Consider the following 13,040-nt stretch of genomic DNA (forward strand, 5'->3'; position numbering starts at 1 on the left):
AAGGAAAATAAACAGAATTAAAAATCTTGTTAAGCACTGATTTCATTGTATTTATTAATTCTTTGTTTTCCGATAGTAGATTAAAAAGTACCCGCCTCGAGTACTTTTAAACCCTTTGCTAACTGCAGAGGGTTTTTTGTTTACAACTCCACAATAACATTTCTTTCTCACTTTTTTGCTTTACACTATTTTTGTGCAACGCATTAAAAAGCCACTACCATGTCACAAGAACCACAACCAAAAATTTTTGCCTGTAAACAATCGCAGGCATTAGCAATAGATATCGCAAAAAAAGCTGGTCTCCCCTTAGGAAACATTATTACCTCAACGTACAGTGACGGAGAATTTCAACCTAGCTTTGAAGAAAGTGTGCGTGGATGCCGTGTGTTTTTGATTGGCTCTACACATCCCAGCAGCGATCACTTGATGGAATTACTTTTAATGTGTGATGCCGCAAAGCGTGCAAGCGCAAGACATATTACAGCTGTGATGCCTTATTTTGGTTGGGCTCGTCAAGACCGTAAAGACAAACCCCGCGTACCTATCGCCGCTAAACTAGTGGCAAAAATGCTAGAAACAGCAGGTGCAACGCGAATCATTACAATGGATTTGCATGCAGACCAAATACAAGGATTCTTTGAAAAGCCAGTGGATCATTTATTTGCTTCTACCATCTTTTTACCATACCTCAAAAGCTTAAACCTCAGCAATCTTACTATTGCTTCTCCAGACATGGGAGGAAGTAAGAGAGCGTATGCGTATTCAAAAGCATTAGAAAGTGATGTCGTTATTTGCTACAAGCAACGTGAAAAAGCGAATATCATTAGTCACATGGAACTTATTGGTGACGTGAAAGGCAAGAATGTGGTATTAGTTGATGATATGGTAGATACCGCTGGAACGCTAACCAAAGCGGCAGACTTGATGATGGAGCGTGGTGCGCTTAGCGTAAGAGCTATTTGCACACACCCTATTTTATCCGGAAACGCTTACGAGAAATTAGAAAAATCAAAACTTGAAGAATTGATCGTTACAGACTCAATCCCATTACGTCAAGAAAGTCCTAAATTGAGAGTGCTAACCTGCGCAAATCTTTTTGCAGATGTCATGTTAAGCGTTCATGGGAATAAATCTATTTCTGAAAAGTTTTTGATGTAAGGCCCCCAACTAACCTCCCCGAGGGAGGGAGAAACTATACTATTATTTTAATTAAAAGAAACAAGACAAAAAGGGAACCTAGACTCAGGACAAACCTGACAGTCCTGTTTCCTTAAATGAGCCAAGCGAATGCTACTGTTCCCTGTTTAAAATACAGTACAATTTTCAAACAAATTAAATTATTTTGAAGCTAGAAATTTCCGAAGAGAGATTTATACTCCATTTTCATTATCTATATGCTATTCTCCGTTTTAAATTTCAGAAATTAATAGTACATTTGCACCCCTCAAAAAGAGGAAATTACATTTAATTAATTAAAATTTCAACATGAAATCAATTACAATCAACGGATCTAAAAGAGAAACCGTAGGCAAAAAAGCAACAAAAGCCTTACGAGATGCTGGACAGGTACCTTGCGTAGTATACGGAGGAGACGAGCCTATTCACTTTAATGCACCAGAACTCGCTTTCAACAAACTAGTATACACGCCAGACGTTCATACAGTTGTAGTTGAGCTTGAAGGGACAAAGGTAATGTGTATCTTACAAGATATACAATTCCACCCTGTGACAGACAGAATTTTGCACGCAGACTTCTATCAAATATTTGATGACAAAGAAGTTATGATGGAAATTCCAGTACGCGTAGTAGGAAACTCTAGAGGGGTTAAAAACGGAGGGGTTTTACGTATTGTAAACCGTAAGCTTAGAGTAAAAGCTATCCCTGCAAACCTTCCAGATTTTATTGAAATCGACATTACCGAAATGAGAATTGGCGATATTAAAACCGTTGCCTCTGTAATGACAGACGATTATAAAATTTTACACGAAGAAAGTAGAACCATCTTACAAGTGAGAACTTCTCGTACTGCAGTAGCAGATGAAGAAGCAGATGACGAAGAAGGTGAAGAAGGAGCTGAAGGTGATGTTCCTGCAACTGAGACTGATGATGTAGCTGCTGTAAAAGAATAACAGCTATCATTAATTATATTTAAAAGCATTCCGATACTTCGGGATGCTTTTTTTATTTTTACTGAAATTTAAATCCTATGATTTCATGGCTTCGGAAACTTTTCTTCGGAAATAAAACAGAATCAAACCCTGAGGCACCTCATTCGAAAAATTCTGATGATTTCAAAATCAACGAAAGCACACCTTCCGAAATCTCTAGTAGCAATGAAAACAATAAAGAAAATACCGGTTATATTTCCGAAGCACCAAAAAATGAAACCACAGCTATGAAAAAATTTCTAATCGTAGGACTCGGTAATATTGGTCCCAAATATGAAAACACCCGTCATAATATTGGGTTCAAAGTACTGGACTATCTTGCCAAAAAAGAAGACCTCACTTGGGAAACCGTGAAGCTGGGCGATGTGACAACGTATAAATCAAAAGGACGCACATTTATACTTTTAAAACCCAGTACCTTTATGAATCTTAGCGGGAAAGCAGTAAAATACTGGCTAGATAAAGAGAACATCCCTGTTGAAAATATGCTTGTGATTACAGACGATTTAAACCTTTCTTTTGGTACTTTTAGAATTAAAACCAGAGGGAGTAGCGGTGGACATAATGGATTGAAAGATATTCAAGCAACGCTGAATTCTGGAAGTTATCCTCGGTTTAGATTTGGAATAAGTGACGAGTTTTCAAAAGGGCGCCAAGTGGATTATGTGTTGGGCGAATGGACTCCCGAGGAAGAAGCGGCACTGGGTGAACGGCTAGAAAAAGCATCGCAAATTATCCCATCTTTTGGACTCGCAGGAATTAATAACACGATGAACGCCTTTAACGGTAAATAATATGGAGGAATATATAAATGCTTCCCAGTTTAAAAGCAACACCCAAAGTGTCATCACCATTGGCACTTTTGACGGTGTCCATATTGGTCACAAGGCAATTGTTGATAGACTTGTTGCTACTGCAAAAAAAGATGGATTAGAATCTGTTGTGCTCACTTTTTTTCCACATCCTCGTATGGTATTGCAAGAAGATAGCAATATCAAACTAATCAATACGCTTAACGAAAAGAAGCAATTATTAAAAAATATTGGGCTCGACCATTTTGTGGTAGAACCTTTTACGTATGAGTTTTCAAGACTCTCTGCATTACAATATGTGCGCGATATTCTTGTCAAACAACTCAAGGCAAAAAAGATAATTATTGGTTACGACCACCGTTTTGGTCGCAATCGTAATGCAGATATCAATGATTTAAAGGACTTTGGAAAGGAATTTAATTTTACGGTCGAAGAAATTAGTGCACAACAGCTGGATGAAGTTTCGGTAAGTTCAACGAAGATCAGAAAGGCTATTGAAGCAGGCGATATAAAAACTGCAAATGATTATTTGGGTTATAATTTTATGGTGACGGGTACAGTTGTCAAAGGAAAAGCCATTGGCAGAACAATGAACTACCCAACCGCAAATTTACAAGTGACTGAAACCTACAAACTCATTCCAATGAATGGCGTGTATGTTGTAAAAGCAACGATTGACGGCGCAGCATATTTTGGTATTACGAGCATTGGCACAAACCCAACTGTGGGCGGTACAGATAAAACCATCGAAACATTTTTCTTAAATTTTGACGGTGATTTGTATGATAAAAAATTGGTTATAGAATTCTTAACTCATATTCGGGACGAAGAAACATTTAAAAATATCGACGAGCTAAAAGAAGCCATTAACAAAGACGAACAGTTTGCCCGTAGTTACATTTCAGAAATAAAAAATGGATAAGTTTTTATTCAAACATATTGACAACACAGGGCTCGTTTTATGGCGGGTGGTATTTGGAGCGCTCATCGCAATTGAAGCTTTTGGGGCAATAGCAACGGGCTGGTTACGGCGCACACTTATTGAACCAGATTTTACATTCAACTTTATAGGCCTCGAATTTTTACAACCACTGCCTGGGAATTGGATGTACGCATATTTTGTATTGATGGGTGTTTTTGGAATATGCGTAATGCTCGGTTACAAGTACAAATGGACCATGTTTTTTTACGCACTTATGTGGAGTTGCGTGTATTTAATGCAAAAAACCTCGTATAATAATCACTACTATTTAATGATGTTGCTCTGCTGGTTGATGGTCTTTCTTCCCGCAAATAGATGGTTTTCGCTAGATGCAAAACTCGACCCCGAAACAAAATCTCCATCCATGCCACGGTGGGTCTTATTGGTTGTCATTTTACAAATTTGGATTGTGTACACCTACGCCTCAGTAGCAAAATGGTATCCCGATTGGCTTGACGGTTCGGTCGCGCAACTTTTTATGAGTGGCAAAAAAGATTATTGGCTCATTGGTCCCTTCTTGCAACTAGATTGGGTACAAGTGTGCATCACATACGTGGGCATTTTATTTGACCTCATCATCGTCCCGCTACTCCTCTGGAAACGTACGCGTCTTATTGCATTTTGCATCTCCATATTTTTCCACTTATTTAACTCGGTCGTGTTTCAAATTGGGATTTTCCCATACATGTCCATTGCGTTTGCTTTTTTCTTTTTCTCTTCGGAAACGTTACAACGCCGATTTCTCCCAAAGAAAAAATTATATACTGCTGGCGAAATAAAAGTACCCAGTTACAAACCAGCTTTAATTGGAATATTCAGCGTGTATTTTGTCATCCAAATTTTGCTACCGCTGCGCCATTGGACCTTTAAAGACGATGTACTCTGGACCGAAGAAGGTCACAGATTAAGCTGGCGCATGATGCTCCGCAGTAAATCTGGAATGGCAACGTACGAAGTGGTTGATAAAGAAACAGGCAATCGCAGGCGCTACCCAATTGACTCACTTTTATCTAAAAAGCAAAGTCGCTCTGTACGGACAAAACCAGATATGATTTGGCAACTCTGCCAAAGAATAAAGGAAGCCGAAGCAAAAAATGGGCGTGATGTTGCTGTCTTCGTGGATGCTAGGGTTCGTATAAATGGAGGTTCATTAAACCAACTCATTGACCCAACAGTGGACCTCGCTAATGAGCCTTGGAAACATTTTGAGCATCACGACTGGATTTTACCGCAACCAGATAGCTATAAGGAAAAGCCAAAAAAGGATAAAAATTAACTTGATTAAAAATTATTCTAAGAAAAAATTAGAGTAATTATTTGTAACTATTCCTTTTAAATTATAAACAACTAAATGTTTAAAAAGTTCTTCTTCGGGATATATTTCAAATAAATTATTCTTCTTAAAGACAAGATTATCAATCCTAAAAAAGTAAATTTTTACTATTAATTCTAAATTTATTTCATCTTTTATATTCCCAGATTCTTGCGCTTTTTTAAGTAATTTATAAACTGTTTTATATGATAATTCGTCAACAAATTCATCAAAAATTTTGCTCGCTTTTGGATAGTACTTTTCTAAGCCAAAAAGAAAAGAGGGCTTAAAGTATTTTAAATACTCAAAACCTTTTTGGTAGATTAACATAACACTTAAAATAGGATCGTTGTCATTGCTGACCACAATACTATGTATATCTTCTCTATACTCATTTAGCAATCCTTCAACACTAGCTGTTACTAGTTCCTCTTTGTTTTTAAAAAACGTGTAGATTGTTTTCTTAGAAATACCCAGCGAGCTTGCTAGCTCGTCCAATGTGACATGTTTACTTCCAAGTTGTGTAAACTTAGTAATAGAGCATTTTAACAAATGGGCTTTAGTAATCATCTCATTTTATTTATTGCCATCCACCGCCAAGTGCTTCATATAAATCAACAATAGAAACCAATTGTTGCAATCTGCTATCAATAATATTTAGCTCTGCATTTAAGGCGCTTTCTCTCGCCGTCAATAAATCTAAATAATTTGCGAAACCACTTTTAAGAAGTTCTTCTGAATTTGATTCGGCTGTGCGCAAGGCCTCCACTTCATTTTTTCTGAATTCAAATTTTCTCGTTTCAGCATTAAACGAAAATAATGCATTTGATACTTCGCTACCTGCAACGAGTAATGTATTCTTAAACCGCAGAAATGCTTGTTCCTGTTGGGCAATGGCAACTTCTTTTTCGGTTTTTAGCTTTCTTTGATTTAAAAGTGGTTGTGTTAAACCTCCCATAATGCTTGCGAACAAAGAGTTTGCATTCAGTAATTTATCAATCTCCAAGCTTTGAAAACCTCCCGAAGCTGTCAAAGTCAACGATGGATAAAAATTACTTCGCGCTACGTTTGTTAGTTCAAAAGATTGAATGAGGTCAAATTCAGCAGCCATAACATCTGGTCTGTTGCTCAATAAAGTTGCTGGCACACCCAATTTTAATTCTGGTTGAAGTTGTTGAGCTTCTAAACTACTTCTTTCAAATTCTTGTGGCGCTTTACCCAATAGAATACTTAGTGTATTTTCAGTTTTAAAAATCGCCGTTTCGATATCAACTTGTAATGCTTTTGCATTGTTATATTGAGCAATGTTTTGGTCAACGGCAACCTGTGTAACTTGACCTGCTTCCTTTAATGCCTTAATGGTAACCACACTACTATCCCTAGTTGCTATCGTTCGTTCTGTCACCAACAACTGCGAATCGAGCGCTAATAAGTTGTAGTAGGTGTTGGCAATATTGGCAATCAATTGGCTTTTTACTGCTTGATGTGCCGCTACAGTTTGCAAGTATGCGGCTTGGGTAGCTCTTTTATTGCTTCTTATTTTTCCCCAAATATCTGCTTCCCAGGAAAGATTGCCTGATAGTTCAAATTGATCAATATACTCTCTCCCCAATCCACTTAAAATGGCACCTTGTTGGCCGTTTGATGAAAAATACGACCTACTTGCTGATCCGTTTGCGTTCAATGTGGGAAGATACCCAGCTTTACCTTGCTTAGCGTATGCTTCCGCAGCTATCATTTGTTGTATCGCAATACGAATATCTATGTTGTTTTTTAAGCCCTCGTCAATATAACTTTGTAAATAGGAATCTGTGAATAAGGTTTTCCAAGATATATCTGCCATGGAAATGCTATCCTTGGGTAAATTATCTGTTCTATATAAAGTTTCAGTAATTTCCATTTCCGGCCTGTCGTATTCTTTCGCCACAAAACAACTTTGTAACGTCATTGCCATTAGAAATACTACTATCCCTTTACTCCAATTTTTATGTATGATACTATTTTTCATTTTTATGTTCTTCAATAGTTTGTACTGCTGGTTTTCTCGAAACTTTTTCTTGTAACCACTGAAATAATATAAATAACACAGGTATTACAAAGACACCTAAAATAGTACCAATGAGCATTCCTCCTGCTGCACCCGTTCCAATTGAATTGTTTCCTTCTGCACCAACTCCTTTTGCAAGAACCAAAGGCATCAATCCTAAAATAAAAGCAAAAGAGGTCATCAAGATTGGACGTAAACGTGCTTTTGCCCCATGAATGGCAGCGTCTACAATGCTCTCTCCACTTTTACGTCGTTGTAGCGCAAACTCAACAATAAGGATGGCATTTTTAGCGAGCAATCCAATAAGCATAATTAAGGCAATCTGAAAATAGATATTGTTTTCAAGCCCTAAAAGCTTTGTACTTATGTACGCACCAAATACTCCAAATGGTAGTGATAATACAACCGCTAATGGCAACAAATAACTTTCATATTGTGCACTTAACAACAGGTAGACAAACAATATGCTCAAGATAAAAATAAAGGTGGTTTGGTTTCCAGCGTTGACCTCTTCACGTGTCAATCCTGAATAAGCAATTGTATAATTACTGGGTAGTTTTGCAACCTCCTCATTTATAACTCTAATGGCATCCCCAGTACTAAAACCTGGGTTTGTTGCTCCTGTAATCGTTGTTGAATTGAACAAGTTAAAACGAGTAACTGATTGTGGTCCATAAACACGTTTAAGATTCACAAACTGTGTAATTGGTGTCATTTCACCAGAATTCGTTCTAACATACATGCCATTTAAATCATCAACATCTGCTCTATCATCTGGTAATGATTGGATATAAACTCTGAATTGTTTTCCAAACCTAGAGAAATCTGAAGCATAGACACCACCAACATAGCCTTGTAAAGTTGAAAATATACTGTTGATAGGAACACCTTTTTCTTTAGCTAACGGCACATTGATTTCCATTTCATACTGTGGATATTTCGTATTAAAGGCAGACTGCGCGTATTGAATTTCGGGATGCTGCATAATAGCCATTGCAAATTCTTGATTGGCCTTGTCTAAATCTGTAAACTCACCTCCAAACTTATCCAGTAAATTCACCTCAAATCCGGCCGAGTTACCAAACCCGCGAATGCTAGGTGGTGAAAAGAAGATGATATTTGCTTCTGGAATAGTTGAAGCGACTCCAAATAATTTTCCTATCGTAGCTTGAGACGAAAGTGAGGCGTCTTCACGTTCACTCCAATCATCTAATTTGACAAACCCAATGGCATAATTGCTTCCTGAACCACTTATAAGACTTCTTCCTTTAATGAAGGATACACCAACAACGCCAGGCATTTTCTCTACCTTATCATATAATTTTTTAGTAACGGCGTCAGTTCTATCTAAAGATGAACCAGCTGGAAGTTCTATGTTTACAAACACAATACCTCTATCCTCATTAGGCACAAAACCTGTAGGAGTTGTTTTTGCAGCCCAAAAAATTCCGACGACAACAATTAGAAATAAAACAGCAGACACCCATTTTCTCTTATATAAAAACTGAAGAGATTTCCCATATCTTTCTACTGTCGCATTAAATCCACGGTTAAAAACAATGTAGAATTTTTGGAGAGGGTTTTTCCCTTTTAGTTCACCATCATCTTTGTGTTCTTTCAACAGAAGAGCACATAATGCTGGACTTAACGTTAATGCGTTAACTGCTGAAATTAAAATTGCAATAATCAACGTAACTCCAAACTGTTCGTAAAAAACGCCCGTTGGTCCCGTGATAAATGTGACCGGAATAAATACCGCTGCCATGACCAAAGTAATAGAGATAATGGCTCCGGAAATTTCGTTCATCGCTTTTAACGTAGCCGATTTCGGGTTTTTTTCTCCTTGGTCCATTTTGGAGTGAACCGCTTCGACCACAACGATAGCATCATCTACCACAATACCAATCGCCAACACCAAAGCAAACAAGGTTAAAAGGTTAATGGAGTATCCAAAAACATTCAGGAAAAAGAAAGTTCCTATAATAGAGACCGGAACAGCAATTGCCGGAATTAATGTTGACCTGAAATCTTGAAGGAAAATAAACACAACTAAAAACACCAATAAAAACGCCTCTAATAGGGTGCTTACCACTTTCTCAATGGATGCATTTAAAAATAAACTGGTATCATATGGCACGAAAATATGCAGTCCGTCCGGCAAATCTTTTTCAACGGTTTCCAAAGTAGTTTTAATACTTTCAATAATTTCTTGGGCATTAGAACCTTTGGTTTGAAAAATACCCATAAACACCGCATGTTTTCCTAAACTTTCGGCATTAGACGCATACGATTGGGCACCCAATTCAATAGTTGCCACGTCATTCAGCCGTAAAAACTCTCCATTTCCTAAAGCCTTTACAACAATATCTCCATATTGTTTTGCTTCTTTAAAACGCCCACTATACGTCAAAACATAGGAAAATGCTTCTCCATTATTTTGTCCTAAAGCACCCGCTGCAGCTTCTAAATTTTGCTCTTGTAACGCAGCCGAAATATCAGAAGGAATTAAATTGTACGCTGCCAATTTTTCGGGCTTTAACCAAACACGCATCGCATAATCCTGTTGCGAAAACACACTTACATCACCAACACCTTTTACACGCTGTAACGCAGGGATTACGTTAATCTTTAAATAGTTTTGAATAAACGTTGCGTCATAATCTTCACTATCCGTATACATAGATAAGAACATTAACGCGCTTGTTTCCTGCTTTTGAGTTGTAACTCCAGTTTGGATAACTTCTTGCGGCAACAATGGGTTGGCTCTGGCCACACGGTTTTGAACATTGACAGCGGCAATATCTGCGTCGATACTTTGATCAAAATAAACCGTAATATCTGCTGTACCATTATTCGAGGCGGTGGAAGTAATATACGTCATTCCTTCAACACCATTAATTTGCTCTTCAATAGGTATAATGACACTTTCCAAAACGGTTTCAGCGTTCGCTCCAGGGTAAGTCGCTGCCACTTTAATGGTTGGTGGTGCAATATCTGGATATTCCTCTATTGGTAAACTTGTGATACTTATGATACCAAGCATTACAATGATAATAGAGATAACCGTTGAAAGAACCGGTCTTTCAATAAATGTTTTTAACATAATCTGAGGTTTCTAGTTTTTAAACATGGTTGTGATGGGCTTGATAACCTCATCAAAGGAGACTTCTTTAGGAGCTATAACCATATCATTTTTTAATTTGCCAACACCTGCAGCAACAATTTTATCTGTGTCTGTTACACCAGATTCTAAAACATATAAATTGTCAATTGCTGCTTTAACTTTTACAATCGTGTTGATTACTTTGTTGCCTTCCCCCAATTTGAAGATCATAATATTTCCTTGTTGCTCATAAGTGGCCTGCTGAGGAATTACAATTGCATTTTCATAAACCGTAGGTATTTTAATGGTACCACTATTTCCATTGGTCAACAACTGGTTTGGATTATCAAACACGGCTCTCAAACTTACCGTTCCAGTACTTTGATTTATTTGACGTGAGCTTGTCTGTATTTTTCCTTTTTCTGAATACGTACTTCCATTTGCAAGTACCAAACTCACATCTGAAAAGTTGGCTAATTTTTCTTCAACATTTTTACCTTCAGCATTTTGAAGGAAATCCAAATACTGACTTTCATTTAAACTGAAAAACGCATACACCTTACTAATATCGCTAACCGTAGTCAATGGGTCTGGGTCGCTGGGGCTCACCAACGTACCTTCTCTATATTTTATAGTTCCCACAAAACCATCTATGGGGCTTTTTACAGTTGCATACCCTATGGTTGCTGCAATGCTGTTATAGCTTGCTTTTGCTTGAGCCAAGTTGGCTTTCGCAGTTTCTAATTGAACATTGCTAATAATATTTTTCTCTACCAACGGAACTAACTTATCAACCTCAACCTGGGCAGCATTAATTCGCGCTTGCGCTGCACCAGCATCTTGATTTAACGTTTGTGTTTCTAGTTTAAATAAAACATCTCCCTTACGCACTTTTTGCCCTTCATCAACAAAAACCTTTTGTATATATCCTGAAGTTTTTGCGCGTACATTGCTATTTACAATTCCCTCTAAATTTGTTGGGTATTCTTGATATCCCGTAACTGTTTTAGTTTGTATTTGGGTAACGGGAAATGATTGGGGAGGTGCTTGTTGCGCTGCTTGATCACTATCTTGCTTTTCGCCACAACTTATAAAAGCTGAAAACGTACTAAATATTACTACCGCTATAAGATTATTGATTTTCATATTTCTTTCTGGTTTAAATGTCAAATTGGTTATTTAATAATCTTGTCTTTAATTCTTCAATGGAGGCTCTTGCGCTGTCTATAAATTTGATGTAGTCATTATGAAAATTCAAATCAAATTTTTCTTCTTCCGTTTCAACATTGGCGTTGATTGTTTCTTTATAATTTTTGATTTCTGAATGCAACTCTTTAACCTCTTGCCATTCTTGAATAATGTTTTCTATTCGCTGTATAACACTGTTTTTATTGATGGTAAAGTATTTTTTTCGGTCACCGGTTTTTGTGAAATACTCAATCTTATTTAAATCTTGTAGATGATTGAGATGCGTGGAAATCGTGCTTTTACTAGCGCAAAGTGTTTGAACTAAATCTTCAAAAGTCGCTCCTTTTTTACCCGTGAGGATGATAAAGGATAATATGCGGGCAGCAACGGGAGCTAACTGATCCTTTTTTTCAATGTGAACTCCAAGCTTTTCAACCAGAGCCATCTTCTCTTGACAAACGTTATCTTTCATTGTTGTTTTCTATAATTTAGGAAATAAAAACCCTTGTTTTAAAATTGCAAAGCAAAAGTATAAGTTAGTTCGGAATAAACCGAACTAAACGAAGTTAAAGTTTGTTAAATGTTTTTCTAAAAATGAAATGCTATAATTTTGGTATCACGCATTCTCTTTTTGTTATCTTTATTCTGTTTAATGTAAAGCACATTTCAGCAATAAAATTTAAGATGCTCAATAAAAATTCAAAGAAGAACCAGCAGCGAGACATGCAATCCATTATCATTATTTTGATTTTGATAATCGTAGTCATCACAATGCTGTCAAATAGGTATTAAAAGTTCCATTTTCTCTTCGGAAATGTGATACCTTGCACCACATACGCTACATAGTAGGTTTTGGAGATTCTCTTCAAAAACAAACAAGTATTAAGAAAGAAGCCATGAGTGATTCATCAAATATTTGTTTAGCCTGCGGGCTTTGTTGTGACGGTACGTTAATTGGATATGTGCAACTCGATAAAGAAGAATTGCCAGCGTTAAAAAAAGTAATGACCATTGAAACAGCTGGAGATAACGGATTTATTCTTCATCCCTGCCCCAGCTTTTGTAATAGTTGTACCATTTACGAAAATAGACCTAAGCAATGTGCGAAGTTTAAATGCGAACTTTTAAAATCGGTTGACGAGAACAAATTAGCATTTGATACTGCTGTTGATGTTGTTGCTTTGGTGAAAATTAAAAAAGCTACTGTTGAGAAAAAAGTAGGACAACTTGGTTACACTCTCAACTCGCAATCGTTCTATTTCAAAATGGCCGAATTGAAAAAATTACTGCTTAAAACAAAGCTAGAATCATCAGTAACTACAGAGCATTTAGAATTAATAGCAAACCTTAAAGAACTCGATAGTTTATTGACTGAAAACTTTGGGGTTTCGCTTAATTAATATTCTCTATTTTCCTTCTATGTTAAT

11 protein-coding genes are annotated in these 13,040 nt (G+C 37.0%); 6 read left to right on the forward strand and 5 right to left on the reverse strand.

Translation table 11 applies throughout. The annotated features are described in order from the left end of the window. Positions 1–219 precede the first annotated feature (219 nt). The 5 genes from ACSHW7_RS01855 (at position 220) to ACSHW7_RS01875 (ending at position 5,239) form a co-directional block, all read left to right on the forward strand. On the forward strand, positions 220–1,158 hold the full coding sequence (locus tag ACSHW7_RS01855; protein WP_435677612.1) for a ribose-phosphate pyrophosphokinase: 939 nt from the start codon (positions 220–222) through the stop codon (positions 1,156–1,158). A 327-nt stretch (positions 1,159–1,485) separates the two neighbouring features. Then, positions 1,486–2,130: a 50S ribosomal protein L25/general stress protein Ctc gene (locus ACSHW7_RS01860; RefSeq protein ID WP_435677613.1), complete on the forward strand. Its 645-nt coding sequence runs from the start codon at positions 1,486–1,488 to the stop codon at positions 2,128–2,130. A gap of 266 nt (positions 2,131–2,396) precedes the next feature. Then, positions 2,397–2,963 carry an aminoacyl-tRNA hydrolase gene (gene pth / locus ACSHW7_RS01865; RefSeq protein ID WP_435678253.1) on the forward strand — a complete coding sequence of 189 codons (567 nt, stop codon included), beginning with the start codon at positions 2,397–2,399 and terminating at the stop codon, positions 2,961–2,963. A gap of 1 nt (position 2,964) precedes the next feature. Continuing rightward, positions 2,965–3,903 carry a bifunctional riboflavin kinase/FAD synthetase gene (locus tag ACSHW7_RS01870; RefSeq protein WP_435677614.1) on the forward strand — a complete coding sequence of 313 codons (939 nt, stop codon included), beginning with the start codon at positions 2,965–2,967 and terminating at the stop codon, positions 3,901–3,903. Further along, positions 3,896–5,239 (forward strand): HTTM domain-containing protein, encoded by a 1,344-nt coding sequence (locus tag ACSHW7_RS01875; protein WP_435677615.1) that lies wholly within the window; start codon positions 3,896–3,898, stop codon positions 5,237–5,239. The genes ACSHW7_RS01870 and ACSHW7_RS01875 overlap by 8 nt, the downstream gene beginning before the upstream one ends. A gap of 12 nt (positions 5,240–5,251) precedes the next feature. Here ACSHW7_RS01875 and ACSHW7_RS01880 read toward each other — a convergent pair whose 3' ends face one another. The 5 genes from ACSHW7_RS01880 to ACSHW7_RS01900 are packed head-to-tail and all read right to left on the reverse strand — an operon-like array spanning position 5,252 to position 12,085. After that, on the reverse strand, positions 5,252–5,845 hold the full coding sequence (locus ACSHW7_RS01880; protein WP_435677616.1) for a TetR/AcrR family transcriptional regulator: 594 nt from the start codon (positions 5,843–5,845) through the stop codon (positions 5,252–5,254). Between the two features lie 10 nt (positions 5,846–5,855). After that, positions 5,856–7,283, reverse strand: coding sequence for an efflux transporter outer membrane subunit (locus ACSHW7_RS01885; RefSeq protein WP_435677617.1), 1,428 nt, complete (start codon positions 7,281–7,283; stop codon positions 5,856–5,858). Beyond that, positions 7,273–10,425, reverse strand: coding sequence for an efflux RND transporter permease subunit (locus ACSHW7_RS01890; protein WP_435677618.1), 3,153 nt, complete (start codon positions 10,423–10,425; stop codon positions 7,273–7,275). Before ACSHW7_RS01890 ends, ACSHW7_RS01885 begins: the two co-directional genes overlap by 11 nt. Positions 10,426–10,437: 12 nt before the next feature. Beyond that, a complete protein-coding gene (locus ACSHW7_RS01895; RefSeq protein ID WP_435677619.1) occupies positions 10,438–11,571 on the reverse strand; it encodes an efflux RND transporter periplasmic adaptor subunit in 1,134 nt (377 codons plus the stop codon). A gap of 13 nt (positions 11,572–11,584) precedes the next feature. Continuing rightward, entirely contained in the window at positions 11,585–12,085 is a 501-nt protein-coding gene (locus ACSHW7_RS01900; RefSeq protein ID WP_435677620.1) for a GbsR/MarR family transcriptional regulator, read from the reverse strand. 352 nt (positions 12,086–12,437) lie between these two features. Here ACSHW7_RS01900 and ACSHW7_RS01905 point away from each other — a divergent pair, with 352 nt between their 5' ends. Continuing rightward, complete coding sequence (locus ACSHW7_RS01905; RefSeq protein ID WP_435677621.1) at positions 12,438–13,013, forward strand: YkgJ family cysteine cluster protein; 576 nt, start codon at positions 12,438–12,440, stop codon at positions 13,011–13,013. Positions 13,014–13,040: the final 27 nt, after the last annotated feature.

The sequence above is a fragment of the Patiriisocius sp. genome (assembly GCF_051252435.1).
GTDB lineage: Bacteria > Bacteroidota > Bacteroidia > Flavobacteriales > Flavobacteriaceae > Patiriisocius.